General features: G+C 57.6%; 17 protein-coding genes. 6 read left to right on the top strand and 11 right to left on the bottom strand.

The features are described 5' to 3' along the window. Positions 1-177: 177 nt before the first annotated feature. Both mqo and ACSBQS_RS03260 read left to right on the top strand, forming a co-directional pair. Positions 178-1,758: a malate dehydrogenase (quinone) gene (gene mqo, locus ACSBQS_RS03265; RefSeq protein ID WP_047025021.1), complete on the top strand. Its 1,581-nt coding sequence runs from the start codon at positions 178-180 to the stop codon at positions 1,756-1,758. Positions 1,759-1,963: 205 nt separating this feature from the next. Further along, entirely contained in the window at positions 1,964-2,422 is a 459-nt protein-coding gene (locus tag ACSBQS_RS03260; protein WP_033642413.1) for a helix-turn-helix domain-containing protein, read from the top strand. Between the two features lie 74 nt (positions 2,423-2,496). Here the strand turns inward: ACSBQS_RS03260 and ACSBQS_RS03255 are convergent, their stop codons facing one another. The 4 genes from ACSBQS_RS03255 to ACSBQS_RS03240 all read right to left on the bottom strand — a co-directional run bounded on the left by ACSBQS_RS03255 (position 2,497) and on the right by ACSBQS_RS03240 (position 7,469). Further along, the gene (locus ACSBQS_RS03255) at positions 2,497-3,537 is read right to left on the bottom strand and encodes a fimbrial protein (protein ID WP_033642412.1); all 1,041 of its coding nucleotides are present in this window, start codon (positions 3,535-3,537) and stop codon (positions 2,497-2,499) included. A gap of 11 nt (positions 3,538-3,548) precedes the next feature. Further along, positions 3,549-6,164 carry a fimbria/pilus outer membrane usher protein gene (locus tag ACSBQS_RS03250; RefSeq protein WP_033642411.1) on the bottom strand — a complete coding sequence of 872 codons (2,616 nt, stop codon included), beginning with the start codon at positions 6,162-6,164 and terminating at the stop codon, positions 3,549-3,551. A gap of 27 nt (positions 6,165-6,191) precedes the next feature. Further along, the gene (locus tag ACSBQS_RS03245) at positions 6,192-6,875 is read right to left on the bottom strand and encodes a fimbrial biogenesis chaperone (RefSeq protein WP_033642410.1); all 684 of its coding nucleotides are present in this window, start codon (positions 6,873-6,875) and stop codon (positions 6,192-6,194) included. A gap of 66 nt (positions 6,876-6,941) precedes the next feature. After that, on the bottom strand, positions 6,942-7,469 hold the full coding sequence (locus ACSBQS_RS03240; RefSeq protein WP_004939088.1) for a fimbrial protein: 528 nt from the start codon (positions 7,467-7,469) through the stop codon (positions 6,942-6,944). A gap of 514 nt (positions 7,470-7,983) precedes the next feature. Between ACSBQS_RS03240 and ACSBQS_RS03235 the strand changes: the two genes are divergently transcribed. The 3 genes from ACSBQS_RS03235 (at position 7,984) to ACSBQS_RS03225 (ending at position 11,122) form a co-directional block, all read left to right on the top strand. Further along, positions 7,984-8,700 carry an EAL domain-containing protein gene (locus ACSBQS_RS03235; RefSeq protein ID WP_016928483.1) on the top strand — a complete coding sequence of 239 codons (717 nt, stop codon included), beginning with the start codon at positions 7,984-7,986 and terminating at the stop codon, positions 8,698-8,700. Between the two features lie 21 nt (positions 8,701-8,721). Continuing rightward, positions 8,722-9,312, top strand: coding sequence for a LuxR family transcriptional regulator (locus tag ACSBQS_RS03230; protein WP_004939094.1), 591 nt, complete (start codon positions 8,722-8,724; stop codon positions 9,310-9,312). 184 nt (positions 9,313-9,496) lie between these two features. Further along, complete coding sequence (locus ACSBQS_RS03225; protein ID WP_015377182.1) at positions 9,497-11,122, top strand: FMN-binding glutamate synthase family protein; 1,626 nt, start codon at positions 9,497-9,499, stop codon at positions 11,120-11,122. A 108-nt stretch (positions 11,123-11,230) separates the two neighbouring features. Here the strand turns inward: ACSBQS_RS03225 and betA are convergent, their stop codons facing one another. From betA to ACSBQS_RS03205, 4 genes are all read right to left on the bottom strand, one after another. Then, positions 11,231-12,898, bottom strand: coding sequence for a choline dehydrogenase (gene betA / locus ACSBQS_RS03220; RefSeq protein WP_004939099.1), 1,668 nt, complete (start codon positions 12,896-12,898; stop codon positions 11,231-11,233). Positions 12,899-13,035: 137 nt separating this feature from the next. Further along, complete coding sequence (gene betB, locus ACSBQS_RS03215; RefSeq protein WP_016928486.1) at positions 13,036-14,508, bottom strand: betaine-aldehyde dehydrogenase; 1,473 nt, start codon at positions 14,506-14,508, stop codon at positions 13,036-13,038. Between the two features lie 14 nt (positions 14,509-14,522). Further along, entirely contained in the window at positions 14,523-15,125 is a 603-nt protein-coding gene (gene betI / locus ACSBQS_RS03210) for a transcriptional regulator BetI (protein WP_434989639.1), read from the bottom strand. A gap of 71 nt (positions 15,126-15,196) precedes the next feature. Then, positions 15,197-15,535, bottom strand: a complete 339-nt coding sequence (locus tag ACSBQS_RS03205) for a hypothetical protein (protein WP_342163080.1) — start codon at positions 15,533-15,535, stop codon at positions 15,197-15,199. On the opposite strand from ACSBQS_RS03205, the gene ACSBQS_RS03200 reads away from it, so the two are divergent. After that, positions 15,526-17,565, top strand: coding sequence for a choline transporter (locus ACSBQS_RS03200; RefSeq protein ID WP_004939112.1), 2,040 nt, complete (start codon positions 15,526-15,528; stop codon positions 17,563-17,565). The two genes, ACSBQS_RS03205 and ACSBQS_RS03200, sit on opposite strands and share 10 nt — an antisense overlap. A gap of 44 nt (positions 17,566-17,609) precedes the next feature. On the opposite strand, the gene ACSBQS_RS03195 is transcribed toward ACSBQS_RS03200, so the two are convergent. The 3 genes from ACSBQS_RS03195 to ACSBQS_RS03185 form a co-directional block, all read right to left on the bottom strand. After that, positions 17,610-18,080 carry a YkgB family protein gene (locus ACSBQS_RS03195; RefSeq protein ID WP_004939115.1) on the bottom strand — a complete coding sequence of 157 codons (471 nt, stop codon included), beginning with the start codon at positions 18,078-18,080 and terminating at the stop codon, positions 17,610-17,612. Positions 18,081-18,144: 64 nt separating this feature from the next. Next, positions 18,145-18,435: a pentapeptide MXKDX repeat protein gene (locus tag ACSBQS_RS03190; protein ID WP_089191386.1), complete on the bottom strand. Its 291-nt coding sequence runs from the start codon at positions 18,433-18,435 to the stop codon at positions 18,145-18,147. A gap of 59 nt (positions 18,436-18,494) precedes the next feature. Next, positions 18,495-19,271: a molybdopterin-dependent oxidoreductase gene (locus ACSBQS_RS03185; RefSeq protein WP_089191385.1), complete on the bottom strand. Its 777-nt coding sequence runs from the start codon at positions 19,269-19,271 to the stop codon at positions 18,495-18,497.

Here is a 19,271-nt window from a genome sequence, read left to right as displayed (position 1 = left end):
ATTTGCATCCGGACGGCCTGCAATAGTTCACTTTTCGTTAAAAACCCTATTAACAAAAAGGCATTATTGCTGCCTATCGGCTTTCGCCGGGCGGTCGGCTTCATTATTTCCAGGGTAACTCCCGCTAAATTCTTTCACCTGCAATGAGTAGAATTTACACACAAGAGATTTAATTCAATGAGAAAATTACTCGTCCTGATTTTCAGTCTCAGCCTGTTTGGCGTTACGCAACAGGCGGCGGCTGAAGAGAAGAATAAAACCGTCGACGTGGTTCTGATCGGCGGCGGCATCATGAGCGCCACCTTGGGTACCTATCTGCATGAGCTGGAGCCGACCTGGACCATCGACATGTACGAGCGCATGAACGGCGTAGCGGAAGAGAGTTCCAACGGCTGGAACAACGCCGGTACCGGGCACTCCGCCTTCAGCGAAATGAACTACACGCCGGAAAAAGCCGATGGCACCATCGACATCAGCAAGGCGGTGAAGGTCAACGAGTCTTTCGAAATCTCTCGCCAGTTCTGGTCTTATCAGGTGAAAAACAATGTCCTGAAAGATCCGAAATCTTTCATTAACAGCGTGCCGCACATGAGCTTCGTGTGGGGCGACGACAACGTCAACTTCCTGCGTAAACGCTATGCGGCGCTGCAGCACAGCACCCTGTTCCGCGGCATGGAATACTCCGAAGATCCTGCGCAGATCAAGCAGTGGGCGCCACTGGTGATGAACGGCCGCGATCCGGCGCAGAAAATCGCCGCGACCCGCATGCCGCTGGGTACCGACGTCAACTTCGGCGTGATCACCCACCAGCTGGTTGACGCGCTGAGTGCCAGCGACAAGTTCAAGCTGAACCTGAGCCACGAAGTGCGCGACATCAAGCGCAACGCCGACCAGACCTGGAGCGTGACCGTTGCCGATCTGAACCGCGACGGCAAAGAAACCACCGTTAACGCCAAGTTCGTGTTCATCGGCGCAGGCGGCGCGTCCCTGACCCTGCTGCAGAAATCCGGCATCCCAGAAGCCGACGGCTACGGCGGCTTCCCGGTCGGCGGCCAGTTCCTGGTCACCACCAACCCGGAGATCGCCAACCAGCACCTGGCCAAAGTGTATGGCCTGGCCAGCGTAGGTTCACCGCCGATGTCCGTGCCTCACCTGGATACCCGCATGCTGGACGGCAAGCGCGTGCTGCTGTTCGGGCCGTTCGCCACCTTCTCCAGCAAGTTCCTGAAGAACGGTTCGCTGTTCGATCTGATGCACTCGCTGAGCACCTCGAACCTGATGCCGATGACCCACGTCGGTCTGGATAACTTCGATCTGGTGAAATACCTGGTCGGCCAGCTGATGATGAACGACGACGATCGCTTCGCCGCGCTGAAAGAGTACTTCCCGGACGCCAAGCAGGCAGACTGGAAGCTGTGGACCGCAGGCCAACGCGTGCAGATCATCAAGAAAGACGCGGATAAAGGCGGCGTGCTGCAGTTCGGCACCGAAGTCGTCAGTTCTGAAGACGGCAGCATCGCCGCTCTGCTGGGCGCTTCGCCGGGCGCTTCTACCGCTGCGCCAATCATGCTGCATCTGATGGAAACCGTGTTCAAAGACAAAGTGGCGACGCCGGAATGGCAGAGCAAGCTGAAAGAGATCATCCCGTCTTACGGCCACAAGCTGAACGGCGATATCGAGATGACCAACAAGATCCGCGGTTACACCAGCAGCGTGCTGGGTCTGAACTACATTGAAGTGAAACCGGAAACTAACTGATTCCCCGTGGTTTCCTGCTGACAAGGCCGCTTTATGCGGCCTTTTTTCTATACCCCTGCCGCTCAAAGAGCATTTTTGGCCACCTATTTACCCCCGGTTTACCCTTGCGTAACGGCGTAGTCACGCCTATTATCAAAGTATATTCTTGGATAATTAAGCTAAGTCACTGTGACCTGAATGTCGTTTTTGCGGGAGAACTAAAACCATGGATCGCGTCAATATCATTCACGATTTACTAGACTGGATTGAAACTCATCTGGACCAACCGCTGCTGCTGGATAACGTCGCCGCCAAGTCAGGCTACTCCAAATGGCACCTGCAGCGCATGTTCCGCAGCACCACCGGCCACGCACTCGGCAGCTATATCCGCGAGCGGCGCCTGTCGCAGGCGGCGCAGGCGCTGCGCTCCACCCCACGCCCGATCCTGGATATCGCCCTGCAATACCACTTCGATTCTCAGCCGTCGTTCTCGCGCGCCTTCAAGAAACAGTTCGGCAAGACCCCGGCGGTGTATCGCCGCACCACCCGCTGGGACGTCGCGGAGTGGCCGGCGCAGCCGGCGCAGACGCAGACTGAGCAACACCGCGACGCCCCCGCCTTACCGCACTGGTTTGCTGGCAAACTGCCGGAAGGCGTATGCACCAGCTGGATGGGGCTGCGTTAATCCTCATGGTAAAGGCACAAAAAAGGGTTCAGTTCGCGAGAACTGAACCCTTTCTTTATTGACGAGACACCGAATTATTTGAAGGTGACGTCAATATTCGCCGATGCGCTGAACGGCCCCACTTTCGGGTTGGTGCTCAACCATTTCAGGCTGGCCATAAAGTTCTTTTCAACGATGGTGCCGTTGACCAGGCCCAGATCGACCGGACTGTTCATCATGATCGGCGTATTCGGCGTCGCCGCCTGCGAGATCAAAATCCCGAAACCGCTGTCGCTGGTCGGCAGGATCACGCTGTTATCCTGCAGTGGATAGGTGGTGCTGAAGCTGGCCTGCAGCGTCTCCCCCTGGCAGTCCTGTCCGGTCGTCGGATCGGACATATTGGCGGCCACCGAGAACGGTACCTGTTTCTCGATTTTACCCACCACCGCATTCTGACGCGGGATAGTGCCGAAATTGACCGTCGAACCGTTGTTGGCCACCACAGTAATTTTTGGGTTGCAGGAAATAAACTGAATGTTGCCCAGCCCGGAAATGTAGGCGTTAAAGTTACTGTTCGGCGTGCCGTTCAAGCCGCCGACGCCATCAACCTGAAATACCGAGTACGAGTTGTTGTCGTTGATCTTGCCGCCGGCCGGCGGCGCCTTGCCGGTTGCTTTAATGTAGATGGCGTAAGACACGGTTACCGTCAGCGATCTGGCCGGAGACAAACAACGGCTGCCCGAACGGCGACATTCCGTGCCGGGACCGACGTCCTGACGTGCGCCTTTAGTCGGTTTGACATCAATCCCCTGATAAGTGACACCCACTTCGATCGAATTATGGATCTGACTCATCCGGGACTGCGGATCCCAGTACAGGTAGGCGTTCTCCCCTTTCGGGTTGTTCCAGTCATCCGTACATTGGAAGGTCGAAGTAAAAGTCTGCGAACGCCACAGCAACGCGCCCGGCGCGGTGTTGGCGGTCGACACCTTGATGGCTTTATCCAGCACGATATCCTGGCGAATGCTGCCATTCTGCTTACAAGACAGCGCATAGCTGCTCTGAGAAAACGCGCCCAGCGTGACCAGCAGCCCAGCCGCCAACCCGAGATTCTTGTGCTTTAACAAAGAAGACATATCCTTTCCTTTTACGGTTTTCCGCAGGTCAGCGAAAGTTCCTGATAACCCATCAGCTGTTCGGTCGCCGCTTTCAATTCCGGCACCACCAGTGAGCAGCTTTCGCCCGCGTCGTTGCCCCATTTCACCAGCAGGCGATCCCCTGCGGAAGCCCCTGAAATATAAATATCGCCGTTGGTACCGACAGTCCCGTTGTTCTTGCCGTCCGCACTGAAGACGTTGGCGCCAATCGGCGGTACGCTGCCGTCGGCCATCTTGCTGTGCACCAACAGGCTTTGGCCCGTGTGCGTTTCAAACTTCACGCGGGTGATTGCGCCGTAAGTCGGCACCACGTCTCGCGCCGCCATCGGGATATCCAGGCCGTTGCCGATATCTTCGGTGCGCAGCGCCACGCGGTTATGACGGTATGGCGACGCCGAGGTCATTACCGCGTAACCGAAGCGGTCGATGGCGACGCCCGGTTGGTTTTCGATGCGAACGCCTTTGGCGTCTTTGGCTTCCACCAGCACAAAGGTGTTCTGCAGCGGCTGGGTCAACGTCACGCCGCCGGAGTGTGCGACGATGCCACCCGCCACGCCCAACGAAGATTGTTGATAATCTTTGCTGTAGCTGTAACCGGCATTGATGTTCCCCATGCTGCCCTGGTAACCGACGTTGGCCGAGCTGGTTTGGCCCGAATAACGATCATGGCCGCTTTGCACCGCATAGTTCAAGCGGTTGTCATCCAGCGCGGTACCGCTCAGGCCGGCGCTGTAGGTATTGCCGCTCTGCTTGCTGTGGCCGGCGTTGAAGCTGGCGGTCATGTCCGACGAATCCTTGCTGAAGAAGCTGAACGGAATCGATACGGTCAGGTTGACGCTGCGATCTTTATAGCCGTAGTTGCTGCGGCTGTCCTGATAGAAGACGCCATAGCTGATATTTTTATAGCTGCTGTTGAAACCGGTCTGAACGGTGCGATCTTCGCCGGACCCGCCCCAGTAAGACTGGTTGCTGAGGTTGGCGTACAGCGTCGAATTACCGGCGATGCGCTGGTTGACAGACAGCTCAACGCGCTGGCGTTTGTTGTTGAAACGGCTGGTGTAATAGCTGCGACGGCGAGATTCCGCCCAGTCCGGCACGCCCAGGTTGCGATCGTTTTGATCGTAGTAATCGTTACGGTAATAGCCGTTCTCATAGCGTTCGCGCTCGGCAACCGCATCGGAGAAATCATAATAGCCGGAGGTCGAGTAACGGTAACCGGCAATGCGGAATTCCGTCCCCCAATCGTTGAGCGACTTGGAATACAAGAAACGGAAACTTTCCCCTTGCTTGTCATCGCCGTTCACCAGGTTGGTGTCGGAATAGGACATATCAAAGGAAACGGCCCCCCAGTTCCCCAGGTTTTTACCCAGGCCCACAACCGCTGAACGGTAGTTTTCCGCCACCAGCACGCCGCCGTAAGGCGTGATGTCATACGACATGCCGTGCGACAAGGTACCTTGTACAAACTTGGGTTGATAGCGGCTGGTGCCGTCGTGGTATTTACCGGCGGTCAGCTGATAGTTCCAAATCCCTTCGCGCAGCATGTTCGGCACCGAGGAGAATGGCACGACGAATGAGGTTCTCGAACCGTTGGCTTCGATGACCGTCACATCCAGGTTACCGCTCAAGGTGCTTGGGAAAATGTCCGTCAGCGCAAACGGCCCTGGCGGCACGTTGGTACTGTAAATGGTATAGCCGTTCTGACGCACTTCAACGCGCGCGTTGGTCGTCGCCACACCGCGCACCACCGGCGCATAGCCGCGCTGGCTCTCCGGCAGCATGTCGTCGGCGCTGGACATCTGCACACCGCGGAACTGAATGCTGTCGAAAACATTGTTATTAGTGTTGGTCTGGCCGATCACCAGACGGCTGCGCAGAGAAACGATGTCCGTTTCCGCCCAGCTGGAAATGTTCTTCCAATGCGTACCGGCGCCCGACTGTTGGTTCAACGTCGAGTTGTTGCGCAGGCGCCAATCGCCGATATTGAGGCCGTTGTTGAGACTCAAAAAGTAATAGTCTGAGGTCTTGTCGTTCTGATTATTACCGTAGCGGTTATGGGTACCGCTAAAGTTATAGTTTACAAAGCCGGCGTTGATGCCACGATCGTAAACTTTCGGTGAAATGGCGCCTTGCGGACGCGGGATCAGAAACACCTGCGGCACTTCCAGATCCATACGCTGTACGGCGGCGTCATAGTTCAGCTTGGCGCCGGAGATCTGCTGCGGCAATGCGTAGCATTGCTCGGCACCTGCGGTGGTCAGATCGCCAGGCAGCTTTACGCCGTAATCCTGATAGTCCGCCGCCGTCAGGCACGGTGCGACAGGAGAGTCCTTGGATTCTTTCTTGAACTCGATTTCACGGTGATCGATACGCTGCCCGTTGAGATAGATATCAAACGGATATTTACCCGGCAGAATATCATCCCCGCTGGCCAACGACGCCACCTGGGCGATATTGTCATCGCCATGGATGAAGGAAGTGTTGAACTGCTCCTCCGCCATGGCCATATGTGAGAATGAAAAAGGCACAGCAGAAAAATAAATTACACCATTAATCAGCTTCACCAAACGTTTTGGCGCGAGGGTTGTTATTCTTTTGTGTGCCATTTCTTTCATTCCTTGAAGTGCTTCAAATCAATTCAGTGCGACGTTTTTAATCTCGGTGTGACCGCCATAGTCGTTGATATAGGTAAACGACATATTGCTGGCTGATTGCGCCCCCTGAGGCAGGGAAATACGCAGACTGTCGTGTGGCTTGACCATGTCGGCGTTCACTTTCCAGCTTTTACCGCCGCTCTTGAGGTTCAATACGCCCAGCGTGACGAACAGCGGGCCATCGTTGGTCACGACCAAGTTGCCGCCCTGGCGCGTCCATTTCAGCGCTTCTGCCTGCTGCTGCAGGTTGGTTTTCAACGAATCCGGGCGGTAGAACAGCTTGATACGGGTACGGATCGCCACCTGCAGCACGTTATCTTGCTTAGGCGTTGGCGGAATTTCCTGTACGTTAACCCAGAGCAGAGATTCTCTGTCCTGCGGCAAACCGCTGCCGGAATAAATAAAACGCAAAATGGCGTCTTTCTTGGCAGCCAGCTTCAAAATGGGTGGTGTCACCACGATCGGCAAATTCTTAGGCATCTGGCTTGCGTCGCCAGTATCCAGCCAGGTCTGCACCATGTAGGTATCGTCGCTGTCATTGCTGATTGAGAGCGATGCGGATTTACTTGCACTGTTATAGATGACACGCGTCGCATCAACCTGAATGCCGGCAAAGGCATTAACAGAGAATGCGAATAAAATACCAGTCAGAATTTTTTTCATCGGAATGTCTCAACTCTCAAAATTTAGCCATCCTTGGCCAATAACTCTATCTATCCTGCCAGCGAATTATTTGTATTCGATGGTGAAGGTAGCGTTAGAGTTTGCCTGACCGGCAGTTACCAGATCCTGGAAGGATTTGTAACGAGCGCGCAGGTTGAAAGTCGCAGCGCCTGGGTTATCGCCATCAGCAGCAACAGTTACGGTAGCTGGGGTAGCCACTTCCTGAGAGATTGGCAGAGTAGAACCGTTGTTATCCAGAATTTCAACGCCAACGCCAGTTGCGCCGCCAGTTACAGCCAACAGCTCTGGGTGGCCAGCTGGAGTGTTACCGTCGAAACGCAGGGTGTAGTTACCCGCTTCACATTTCTCCAGGCTAATATCGAAAGCTTTAGCACCGCTGGTAGAACCGGCAGTTGGGAAAGCGGTGGTAGGATATTTACCCAGGTAAACTTCTTTATTCTGGTCTTTATCAACAACTTTACAGGTGGACTGTACAATTTCACCGGTGAATTTAACGTTGCCGTTTGCTGCCATTGCGTTGGAAGCAGTTGCAGACAATACCAGGGCAGCCAAAGGCAATAATACTTTTTTCATTTCCAGCTCCATAGAACAATAAAATAATCGATTCAGTGGCGGGCTTATATATATATTGCCGCCACTGAGCATACACTCAGCGATAGCACTCCCTTGCTGAAAAGGAGCGTTGCCTCGATGAACTCATTGCCGGACGAAATATAGACTAAGCATATTCTTAATGTTAAATCGTTTAAAACATTCATAAGCCCCCTCTTGATAGGAATAAACTATCGGCGGATACCTATCGATCGATGTTGACGATTCATATGAATAGGAATAATCTGTGTTTGGGAAAGCTGCAGAGTTCAACATTTTGCGTTAAGGCCTGAAAATCAGAATATTATCCCGAATATTTACATTTAGTAACAGATTGCGACGTTTGGACTTTGGCACGAATTCCGCGTTAAATGGTCTGTCGACACGTTTCGGCCATCCTGACGCTTTAAATAAGAAATTTACCAAAAAATACGGAGTAACTTTCTTTTTAACCATTTAAAATCAACAAGTTAAATATCAATCCAAGGATTGGGAAATGAGCGGTTCTTTCAGAGAGAAAAATAACGGCATTAATTATGTTTTCCAGCCAATGTTCGCGAAATCGGGACAATTGCTGGCCGTTGAATGCCTGTCTCGCTTTACGTTTAATAGCGAATATGCCCATTTTTCTCCTGAACAGTTCTTTCGCCATGCCGACAGCGCTACCCGGATTGAGATTTTGATGGATCAGATCAATCTGATCGATAAATACAAACACTGGTTTCATGAAAACCAAGTGATAGCCACTTTGAATGTTGACGATTATTCCCTGCAATCGCTGGCGAATACTCACTTTGCCGAAAGAATTAATGCCCTGCGCTGTATTCATTTTGAGATCAGCGAGAATTCAACCCGGCTGGTGAAAGATCGCGTGCACGGCGATCCGTCATTGAATAGTTATTCATTTTGGCTCGATGATTTTGGTTCTGGCTATGCGGGTTTTTCCGCGTTGTACAACAGCCAGTTCCGCTTCGTTAAGCTCGATCGTTTTCTGCTTTGGGACTTTATGAAAAAGTCCGGCGGCGAGGGCTTGATGCGCGCGTTACTGCGCTTCTTTTACCTTAATCATTACAAGGTAATTATCGAAGGAGTTGAAACTCCCGAACACAAGAAATGGCTGGATGAAATGCCATATTACGCACTGCAGGGAAAGCTGTGGAAGGAATCCAGCATCAAGGATTTGAACTCGCTTCTTACAGCTGAATACTTTTAACTCGGTATTGGTGTTTGCCCTATGTCTAAAAACAACGTTCTTGTGATTAGTGAGTGTAAGTACAGCTATGTTGGCCTGTCGGTGCTGCTGAAGAAACACTACGGCGCGTACGATATCCGCCTGTTTTCCGATTTCATGCACGGCGGCGCCAAAGCGGAAAAGATCACCAAGCACGATATCGCGCTGATTTTCACCTCGCAAAACCTGGAGCAGAGCGTCAACGTGATCGAAAGCCTGGTGTCCCTGCACCAGCAGTACAACAGCAAAACGCGCCTGTTGGTGTTCTATGACGACGAGCGCGTGGTGAAACTGCTGTCGATCCTGGGGATTTCCGTCGAGTTGGTCTCCACCCGCATTCCGCTTTATTCGCTGCAGGAAAAAATCCAGCGGCTGCTGGAAAGCAAAGAGCCGGGCGGTATCCGGGTGCAGAAAACCCGCGAGCTCAGCCCGGCGGAAAGCGACGTGATCTTCAATCTGCTGCGCGGCGACAGCCTGCTGCATATCGCGGAAAAACGCGGCACGCACCCGAAAACCATCTTCTCGCAGAAATACAGCGCGATGAAAAAGCTGCGGCTGCGTAGCATGAGCACCATCTTCGTCGCCGGCAAATAACACGCCCTGGTTTGTTGCGCGGTACGCCGCGCGGCAACCCGCCCCCTCGCCGAGTTAAATTAATGTAACAACCGGCGACAAAGCAGCAACAGACACACAACATCCTCTCCTGTTGGCTACGATTTGCACACGGATTATCCGTGAGTCATGTCGTGTGGATTAAAAATAAACATCAGGAGATGTTATGAAGTCGTCCTTATTCAGCCGCTATACCTGCTTTGTGCTGAGCATCTTGCTCACCCTGGTTTTCTTGATCATGATGCACAACCATCCGTGGTTCTGGCTGCCGGCCCTGGCCTGCGGTTGCCTGATGGTGCTGGGTATCTACGATCTCACGCAGCAGCGCCACGCCATTTGCCGCAACTACCCGATCATCGGCCGCCTGCGCTTCTTCTTCGAGTTCATCCGCCCGGAACTGCGCCAGTATTTCCTCGAGCAGGATAATGAAGAGATCCCGTTCTCCCGCACCCAGCGCACGCTGGTGTATCGCCGGGCGAAAAACGAGATGGGCGACAAGCCGTTCGGCACCCTGCTGGACGTGTACCAAACCGGTTATGAATGCATCGGCCACTCGATGCGGCCGGTGGAAGCCGCCGATCCCACCAGTTTTCGCATCACCATCGGCGGCGCCGACTGCCGCCAGCCCTACTCCGCGTCAATCTTCAACATTTCGGCGATGAGCTTCGGCGCGCTCTCCGCCAACGCCATTCGCGCACTCAACCTCGGCGCGGCCAAAGGCAATTTCTACCACGACACCGGTGAGGGCAGCATCAGCCGCTATCACCGCGAAAACAACGGCGATCTGGTGTGGGAGCTGGGCAGCGGCTATTTCGGCTGCCGCACCGCCGACGGCCATTTCGATCCGCGCCGCTTTGCCGAACAGGCGCAAAGCCCGCAGGTGAAAATGATTGAAATCAAGCTCAGCCAGGGCGCCAAACCGGGCCACGGCGGCATTCTGCCGGCGAAGAAGGTGGATGCGGAAATCGCCGCCACCCGCGGTGTGCCGGAAGGCGTGGATTGCATCTCGCCGGCCTCGCACAGCGCCTTCACCACCCCGCTGGAAATGATGCAGTTCATCCAGCAGCTGCGCGAGCTGTCAGGCGGCAAACCGGTCGGTTTCAAGCTGTGCATCGGCCACCCGTGGGAGTTCGTCGCCATCGTCAAGGCGATGCTGCACACCCGCATTCTGCCGGACTTCATCGTGGTGGACGGCAAGGAAGGCGGCACCGGCGCCGCCCCGCTCGAACTCTCCAACTATATGGGCATGCCGCTGCGCGAAGGGCTGCTGTTCGTGCATAACACGCTGGTGGGCTGCGGCCTGCGCGACCAAATCAAGATTGGCGCCAGCGGTAAGATCATCAGCGCCTTTGACATCGCCAGCGTGCTGGTGCTCGGCGCCGACTGGGTGAATTCGGCGCGCGGCTTTATGTTCGCCGTCGGCTGCATCCAGTCGCAAAGCTGCCACACCAACCACTGCCCGACCGGCGTCGCGACGCAAGATCCGCTGCGTCAGAAGGCGTTGGTGGTGCCGAACAAGGCGGAACGCGTCTACCACTTCCATCAAAATACAGTGAAAGCGCTGGCGGACATGCTGGCGGCGGCCGGCGTCAGCCGCCCGGAGCAGCTGACCTCGCACCATATGCTGCGCCGCATCACGCCGACCGAGATCAAGGTATACGCCGATATCTATTACTACCTGGAGCCGGGCGCGCTGCTGCAGCCGGAGATCAAAAGCGAGTTCTACGCCCGCATGTGGCGCATGGCGACGCCCACCAGTTTCGATCAGGCGATCTCGCTGCCGGCGGCATGATGGGATAAGGGATAAAAGAGAGTTGCCCCCTCGCCTTGGGGAAGAGCATATGGAGAGGGGTTGCTTGCTACGGCGGCCCTCCCCCTCAACGGCGAGAGGGCGTGTCGGTTACTGCTTGCGCACCGGCGCATCGCCGGCGACGTAGTAGTCGGCGGTGCTGCGCGGCAGCGGCGCGCGCTGGCGAATGCGGTCGGCGATCTTTTCGGCGATCATGATGGTGGTGGCGTTCAGGTTGCCGGTAATGATCAGCGGCATAATCGACGCATCCACCACCCGCAATCCTTCCATGCCGTGCACCCGGCCCTGGCCGTCGACCACCGCCATCTCGTCTTCGCCCATCTTGCACGAGCAGGACGGGTGGAAGGCGGTTTCGGCGTGCTCGCGCACGAAGGCGTCCAGCTGCTCGTCGGTCTGCACCTCCGGCCCTGGGCTGATCTCGCGGCCGCGGTATTCGTCCAGGGCCGGCTGCGCCATGATCTCGCGCGTGATGCGGATAGCGTCGCGGAACTCCTGCCAATCCTGTTCGGTCGACATGTAGTTGAACAGAATGCTCGGGTGCTGGCGCGGATCCTTCGACTTCACCTGCACCCGGCCGCGGCTCGGCGAACGCATCGAACCGACGTGGGCCTGGAAGCCATGCTCTTTCACCGCGTTGCTGCCGTTATAGTTAATCGCCACCGGCAGGAAGTGATACTGAATGTTCGGCCAGGCGAACTCTGCGCGGCTGCGGATGAAACCGCCGGCCTCGAACTGGTTGCTGGCGCCGACGCCGGTGCCGTTGAACAGCCATTCCGCGCCGATTTTCGGCTGATTGAACCATTGCAACGCCGGGTACAGCGACACCGGTTTCTTACAGGCGTACTGCAGATACATCTCCAGGTGGTCCTGCAGGTTCTCTCCGACGCCCGGCAGATCGTGCACCACGTTGATGTCCAGACTTTTCAGCAGCGCCGCCGGGCCGACGCCCGAACGCTGCAGAATTTGCGGCGAGGCGATGGCGCCGGCGCACAGCAGCACTTCGCGGCGCGCTTTGGCATGGGTCAGCTGATTGCTGTCGCCCTGCAGATAGTTGACGCCCACCGCGCGCTTGCCGTCGAACACGATGTGGTCGGTCAGCGCATGGGTAACGATCTTCAGGTTCGGCCGTGAACGGGCCTGATCCAGATAACCGCGGGCGGTGCTGGCGCGGCGCCCTTTCGGCGTCACGGTGCGGTCCATCGGGCCGAAGCCTTCCTGCTGGTAACCGTTCAGATCGTCGGTGCGCGGATAGCCCGCCTGCACGCCGGCTTCCACCATGGCGTGGAACAGTTCGTTGTTACCGGCCTTCGGCGTGGTGACGCTCACCGGGCCATCGCCGCCGTGGTAATCGTTCGGGCCGATATCACGCGTTTCCGCCTTGCGGAAATACGGCAGGCAGTCCAGATAGGTCCAGTCTTCCAGACCCGGCGCCTTGGCCCAGTTGTCGAAGTCCATCGCGTTGCCGCGAATGTAACACATGCCGTTGATCAGGGATGAACCGCCCAGCCCTTTGCCGCGGCCGCATTCCATCCGGCGGTTGTTCATGTGCGGCTCAGGATCGGTTTCATACGCCCAGTTATAGCGGCGGCCCTGCAGCGGAAACGCCAGCGCGGCCGGCATCTGGGTACGGAAATCCATCCGGTAATCCGGGCCGCCGGCTTCCAGCAGCAGGACGCTGACGTCGGCGTCCTCGGTCAATCGGGTGGCTAACACGTTGCCGGCTGAACCGGCACCGATAATGATGTAGTCAAATTCCATTCATTATCTCCTTACTTTATAGAGGCCTGGTCAGGCAAAGACGCGAAGCGCGGCTCGGCAACAGGCTGTGTATTTGGGCGCTCTAGAGATTGTCGGCCGCAGCCAACGCGGCTGCGGCTCGAAAGACGACGGGAAGATCAGAATACCGAGGCGTATTCGCCCAGCTCGACCTGCACCGATTTGATCTGGGTGTAGTGCTCCAGCGTGGTCAGGCCGTTTTCACGGCCGACGCCGGACTGCTTGTAACCGCCGACCGGCATTTCCGCCGCCGACTCGCCCCAGGTGTTGATCCAGCAAATGCCGGCTTCCAGCTGGTGGATCACGCGGTGCGCGCGGGCCAGATCGTGGGTCACCACACCCGCGGCCAGGCCGAAGGTGGTGTCGTTGGCGCGGCGCACCACTTCCTCTTCGCTCTGGTAGCTGAGGATGCTCATCACCGGCCCGAAGATCTCCTCGCGCACGATTTCCATATCGTCGCGGCAGTCGCTGAACACCGTCGGCGCCACATAAGCGCCCTTGCCGAATTCGCCGTGGGTGACGCGTTCGCCGCCGCACAGCAGGCGCGCGCCGCTGTTTTTGCCGCTCTCGATAAAGCGCAGCACCGATTCCATGTGCGCGAAGCTGACCAGCGGCCCGAAGTTGGTTTGCGGATCGGTCGGGTCACCGAGGCGAATGCGCTTCACGCGTTCGAGGATTTTCGCCTCAAACTGCGCCTGCAGCGCCGCCGGCACGAAGACGCGGGTGCCGTTGGTGCACACCTGGCCGGAACTGTAGAAGTTGGCCATCATGGCGATATCGGCGGCGCGATCCAGATCGGCGTCGTCGAAGATAATCAGCGGCGACTTGCCGCCCAACTCCATGGTGACTTCCTTCAGCGTCGAACCCGACGCGTTGGCCATCACCTTCTTGCCGGTTTTCACCCCGCCGGTGAAGGACACTTTGGCGATGCCCGGATGGTCGGTCAGGTACTGCCCCACTTCCGCCCCGCTGCCAGTCACCACGTTGAACACGCCGTCCGGCAGGCCGGCTTCGGTGTAGATTTCCGCCAGCTTCAGCGCCGTCAATGACGTGACTTCACTCGGCTTGAAGATCATCGCGTTGCCCGCCGCCAGCGCCGGCGCGGACTTCCACAGCGCGATTTGAATCGGGTAGTTCCAGGCGCCGATGCCGGCCACCACGCCCAGCGGCTCGCGGCGGGTGTAGACGAACGAGGTATCGCGCAGCGGGATCTGCTCGCCTTCAATGGCCGGGATCAGGCCGGCGTAGTACTCCAGCACGTCAGCGCCAGTGACGATATCCACCGCGGTGGTTTCCGACATCGCTTTGCCGGTATCCAGCGTTTCCAGCGCCGCCAGTTCATCGTTGCGCTCGCGCAGAATATCCACCGCGCGACGCAGGATGCGCGAACGCGCCATCGCCGTCATCGCCGCCCACACCTTCTGCCCGCTGGCCGCGCTGGCCACCGCACGATCGACGTCTTCAGCGCCGGCGGACTGGACTTCAGCCAGAACTTCGCCGTTCGCCGGGTTAATGGCGTTGAAGGTTTTTCCAGCGGTGCTGTCTACATAGGCGCCATGAATATAGAGCTTCTGCAAGCCAAAACGGGACATAGGATCTCCTTGAGTTATCCTCCGGGCGGCGTTTGCCCCCGGAGTTGGAACGTGATGTATTCGGTCGTGAGCGCCAGCGCCTGCGCCTGATTGAACGCGGAGCCGCGCAGCGCGCTGCGCAGCCACAGCCCATCGATCAGCGCCGCCAGCCCCTTGGCCGCCAACCGCGCCTGCGGCTGCGGCATAACGCGGCGAAACTCGGCGCACAGGTTGGAATAGAGCCGACGGCCGTTCACCTGTTGCAAGCGGTTGAGCTGCGGCTGGTAGAGACTGCTGGCCCAAAAGGCCAGCCAGGTCTTCATCGCCGCGCTGTTGATCTGGCTGTCGTCGAAGTTGCCGGCGACGATCGCCTGCAGCCGCGCCGCCGGGCTGTTGTCAGCCAGCGCCTGCAGCCGCAGCTTCACCGCCTCGCCCAGATGGCTGATCAGATAGCGCATCGTGGCTTCCAGCAGGCCGTTCTTATCCTTGAAATAATGGCTGATGATGCCGTTGGAAACGCCGGCCCGCCGCGCGATCTGCGCGATGGTGGCGTCATGCATTCCCACTTCGTTTACCGCGGCGAGCGTGGCATCAATCAACTGCTGCCTTCTGATTGGCTGCATTCCTACCTTTGGCATATTTCGACTCTCACAAAACCGACTTCGGCCTTATCTCAGCGGGCAAATTTCACTGCCGTTTCGCCCGTGATTCAGGTCATCATGAGGACTATTAAACTTTTTTTTGATTGAACGTTCAATAAAAATTGCATATATTTTATTGCCGCCTGGTTAAAAAAATGTATTTTCTGGTTGTGGAACTGGCTGATTTTTGTGAGGTAATTAACGAATCTGACCAAAATCAGTGGCTGTAAGCGGTTCCCACCGCGAAGCGCTCCGGTGCTTCGGCAACAGGCGAAAGCGGCGTTACTCAGGCCATTCCCATGGGGATGGTCGCCGCCTTCATTCGCCCGTTTTTCGGCGGCGCCAACGCGCCCCGAAATGCGGAGCGGCACGATTTTACTCAGTTCAGAGGATGACGATGACAACACGCGAAACCTCCTCCAAACCGCAGCAGGACCGCCTCAACCCTGTGGTTTTCTTCACCTCGGCGGGGCTGATCCTGGCCTTCTCGCTGATGACCATCTTTTTCACCGACTTCTCCGGGCAGTGGATCACCCGTACGCTGAATTGGGTGTCGACCACCTTCGGTTGGTACTACCTGCTGGCGGCGACGCTGTACATCGTGTTCGTGGTGTTTATCGCCGCCTCGCGCTTCGGTTCCATCAAGCTCGGGCCCGAGCAGTCCAAGCCGGAGTTCAGCCTGATGAGTTGGGCGGCGATGCTGTTCGCCGCCGGCATCGGCATCGACCTGATGTTCTTCTCGGTCGCCGAGCCGGTGACCCAGTACATGATGCCGCCGGAAGGCGACGCGCAAACGCTGGAGGCCGCGCGCCAGGCGATGGTCTGGACGCTGTTCCACTACGGCCTGACCGGCTGGTCGATGTATGCGCTGATGGGCATCGCCCTCGGCTACTTCAGCTATCGCTACAATCTGCCGCTGACCATCCGCTCGGCGTTGTACCCGATCTTCGGTAAACGCATCAACGGCCCGATCGGCCACAGCGTGGACATCGCCGCGGTGCTCGGCACCATCTTCGGCATCGCCACCACGCTGGGCATCGGCGTGGTGCAGCTCAACTACGGCCTCAAGGTATTGTTCGAGATCCCGGAAAATCTGACGGTGCAGGGCTCGCTGATCCTGCTGTCGGTGATCATGGCCACCATCTCGGTGACTTCCGGCGTCAACAAGGGCATCCGCATCCTGTCCGAGCTGAACGTGCTGCTGGCGCTGGGTCTGATCCTGTTCGTGTTGTTCTTCGGCGACACCGAGTTCCTGCTCAACGCGCTGGTGCTTAACGTCGGCGATTACGTCAACCGCTTTATGGGCATGACGCTCAACAGCTTCGCCTTCGATCGGCCGGTGGAATGGATGAACAACTGGACGCTGTTCTTCTGGGCCTGGTGGGTGGCGTGGTCGCCGTTCGTCGGCCTGTTCCTGGCGCGCATCTCGCGCGGGCGCACCATTCGTCAGTTCGTGGTCGGCACGCTGATCATACCGTTCGTGTTTACCCTGCTGTGGCTGTCTATCTTCGGCAACAGCGCGCTGTACCAGATCATCCACGGCAACGCCGAGTTCGCGCAGGAAGTGATGCAGTTCCCGGAGCGCGGCTTCTACAGCCTGCTGGCGCAATACCCCGGCTTCACCTTCAGCGCCTCGGTGGCCACCATCACCGGCCTGCTGTTCTACGTCACCTCGGCGGACTCCGGCTCGCTGGTGTTGGGCAACTTCACCTCGCGCCTGGCCGACATCAATAATGATGCGCCGAACTGGCTGCGGATTTTCTGGTCGGTGGCCATCGGCCTGCTGACCATCGGCATGCTGATGACCGACGGCGTGCCGGCGCTGCAGAAAACCACGGTGATCATGGGCCTGCCGTTCAGCTTCGTGATCTTCTTCGTGATGGCCGGGCTGTACAAATCGCTGCGGGTGGAGGACTACCGCAAGGCCAGCGCGCTCAGCACCCTGGCGCCGGTGCCGGTCTCCAGCCACGACGTGCTCAACTGGAAACAGCGTCTGTCGCGGGTGATGAACTACCCGGGCACGCAGTACACGCAGAAAATGTTGGATAAGGTTTGCCGCCCGGCGATGCAGGACGTGGCGCGCGAGCTGGAGTTGCGCGGCGCGAAGGTGGAGTTCAGCGAAGTGCCGCCGACCGAGGACGAACGCCTGAACCACCTGGAGCTGCTGGTGCACCTGGGCGAGGAACAGAACTTCATCTATCAGATCTGGCCGATGCGCTACTCGGTGCCGGGCTTCACCTACCGCGCCCGCTCCGGCAAGTCGCACTACTACCGGCTGGAAACCTTCCTGATGGAAGGCACCCAGGGCAACGACCTGATGGACTACAGCAAGGAACAGGTGATTGGCGATATTCTCGACCAGTACGAGAAGCACCTGAACTTCCTGCACATTCATCGCGAAGCGCCGGGGGGCACCCTGACCTTCCCGGATATGTGACGGCCGAGAAATAACCAGAGGGCGTAGCCAGGCTACGCCCTTTTTTATGCCTGCTCGGCCGGCAAATCGGCCTTCAGCAGCACCAGGGAGCCGGCCAGCAACACCAGATCCTTGATTAAAAAGCTGGTGGCCCCGGCCATGGCGGGAAAACCGCCGGCGGAGGGCTCCCAGGCGCCCGGCGTGGAAAAGATCAGCGTCAGCGTGGTCAGGTAGGTCACCGTCGATCCGATCGCCCCCAGCAAACCCAGACGCCGCGACCAGAACCCCGCCAGCAGCAGCAAACCGAAGCTCCATTCAGCGACGCCCAATGCATAACTGGCGCCGCGAATGCCGAACGCCTGATGCATCCAGCTCAGCAGCGGGCTGTTGCCGATCAGCGGCACCAGCCCCTGCGCCTCGTAATCAAACCATTTGGCGTAGCCGAAGGCGGCGAAGATCACCACCAGCGCCGCGCGCATAAAAATAACGTCCCCGTTCGAGCGCCGAAAGCGCCGCAGCCATGTCGCCAACATCATCCTCTCTCCTTATGTTGCCCGCAGCCGCCGCGGTTTGCCGCTTGCGGCCGCGGGGTGAGGCGGCTTAGTGCCCCATCGCATCCTTTTTCATCTCGTCTTTCTTCATGCCGTCTTTGGCCATACCGTCTTGCGCCATGCCCTCTTTTTTCATGGCGTCTTTGCCCATTTTGTCTTTCTTCATGCAGTCCTTGCCCATGCACTCTTTCTTCATCCCATCTTTCGCCATGCCGTCGTGCGACATCTGGCTCATGCCGTCCTTTTTCATCGCGTCTTTACTCATGCCGTCCGCGGCGTTGGCGCCGGCCACGCCCAGCATCAGCGCGCTGCACATCATCATTGCGAATAACTTTTTCATGGTATTTCCTTCCGTCATGTCAAAGGCACCGGAGTGCCGGAGAATGGCCGGCGGCCGCCTCAGCTGCCGCCAAACCAGTTGTAACCCTGGTCTTCCCAGTAACCGCCCGGGAAGCGGTTGGTGACCTCGATCACCTGAATGTGCTTCGGATTCTTGTAGCCCAGCTTGGTCGGCATGCGCAGCTTCATCGGATAGCCGTACTTGCGCGGCAAGATCTGGCCGTCGTAGGTCAGCGCGATAATCGTCTGCGGATGCAGCGCGGTGGCCATGTCGATACTGGTGTAGTAGTCGTCGGCGCATTTAAAGCTGACGTAGCGCGCGCTCAGATCCGCGCCGATTACCTTAAGAAAGTTGGCGAACGGCACGCCGCCCCACTTGCCGATGGCGCTCCAACCCTCGACGCAAATATGACGCGTCACCTGGCTAACCTGCGCCATCCGATGCAGCTGCGGCAGGCTCCAGGCGCGCTTGTCCTGCACTAATCCCGCCACTTCCAGCCGATAGTCGTCGCCGTTGATGTCGGGCGCCTCCTCCTCGGCGTAAAAGGCGTTGAACGGGAATGGCCGGGTGATCATCGACTCCGGGTAGACCGGCGCCAAACGATCGCCGTTGAACAGCCAGCCCTGCACCCGATCGTTGAGGCGCGAAATGCGGCTCAGCGCCTGCTCGACGTTGGCGTTGCCGCTGAGATCGCAGCCGGTAAGCATCGCGATACCGCCCAGTGTCAGGCCGTTGCGCAGAAAGCGGCGGCGGGACGACGCGGTCAACAAGCGCTGCGCTTCTTTGACGATCGCCTGCCCTTCAACGATCGTCATGATCTGTTTATCCTTTTTCAT

The organism is Serratia sp. H402Y (assembly GCF_051172415.1).
GTDB lineage: Bacteria > Pseudomonadota > Gammaproteobacteria > Enterobacterales > Enterobacteriaceae > Serratia > Serratia ureilytica.
Note: the sequence above shows the minus strand (reverse complement) of the source record. Positions and strands in the feature narration are given on the sequence as shown.

Excerpts from the sequence above, each read along its gene's own strand:
- ACSBQS_RS03250 (WP_033642411.1), bottom strand. The coding sequence starts at position 6,164 with ATGGCACACAAAAGAATAACAACCCTCGCGCCAAAACGTTTGGTGAAG.
- betA (WP_004939099.1), bottom strand. The coding sequence starts at position 12,898 with ATGGAATTTGACTACATCATTATCGGTGCCGGTTCAGCCGGCAACGTG.
- ACSBQS_RS03260 (WP_033642413.1), top strand. The coding sequence starts at position 1,964 with ATGGATCGCGTCAATATCATTCACGATTTACTAGACTGGATTGAAACT.
- ACSBQS_RS03185 (WP_089191385.1), bottom strand. The coding sequence starts at position 19,271 with ATGAAAAAGGATAAACAGATCATGACGATCGTTGAAGGGCAGGCGATC.
- ACSBQS_RS03245 (WP_033642410.1), bottom strand. The coding sequence starts at position 6,875 with ATGAAAAAAATTCTGACTGGTATTTTATTCGCATTCTCTGTTAATGCC.
- ACSBQS_RS03230 (WP_004939094.1), top strand. The coding sequence starts at position 8,722 with ATGTCTAAAAACAACGTTCTTGTGATTAGTGAGTGTAAGTACAGCTAT.
- ACSBQS_RS03235 (WP_016928483.1), top strand. The coding sequence starts at position 7,984 with ATGAGCGGTTCTTTCAGAGAGAAAAATAACGGCATTAATTATGTTTTC.
- ACSBQS_RS03240 (WP_004939088.1), bottom strand. The coding sequence starts at position 7,469 with ATGAAAAAAGTATTATTGCCTTTGGCTGCCCTGGTATTGTCTGCAACT.
- ACSBQS_RS03195 (WP_004939115.1), bottom strand. The coding sequence starts at position 18,080 with ATGATGTTGGCGACATGGCTGCGGCGCTTTCGGCGCTCGAACGGGGAC.
- betI (WP_434989639.1), bottom strand. The coding sequence starts at position 15,125 with ATGCCAAAGGTAGGAATGCAGCCAATCAGAAGGCAGCAGTTGATTGAT.
- ACSBQS_RS03225 (WP_015377182.1), top strand. The coding sequence starts at position 9,497 with ATGAAGTCGTCCTTATTCAGCCGCTATACCTGCTTTGTGCTGAGCATC.
- mqo (WP_047025021.1), top strand. The coding sequence starts at position 178 with ATGAGAAAATTACTCGTCCTGATTTTCAGTCTCAGCCTGTTTGGCGTT.
- ACSBQS_RS03200 (WP_004939112.1), top strand. The coding sequence starts at position 15,526 with ATGACAACACGCGAAACCTCCTCCAAACCGCAGCAGGACCGCCTCAAC.
- ACSBQS_RS03190 (WP_089191386.1), bottom strand. The coding sequence starts at position 18,435 with ATGAAAAAGTTATTCGCAATGATGATGTGCAGCGCGCTGATGCTGGGC.
- betB (WP_016928486.1), bottom strand. The coding sequence starts at position 14,508 with ATGTCCCGTTTTGGCTTGCAGAAGCTCTATATTCATGGCGCCTATGTA.
- ACSBQS_RS03255 (WP_033642412.1), bottom strand. The coding sequence starts at position 3,537 with ATGTCTTCTTTGTTAAAGCACAAGAATCTCGGGTTGGCGGCTGGGCTG.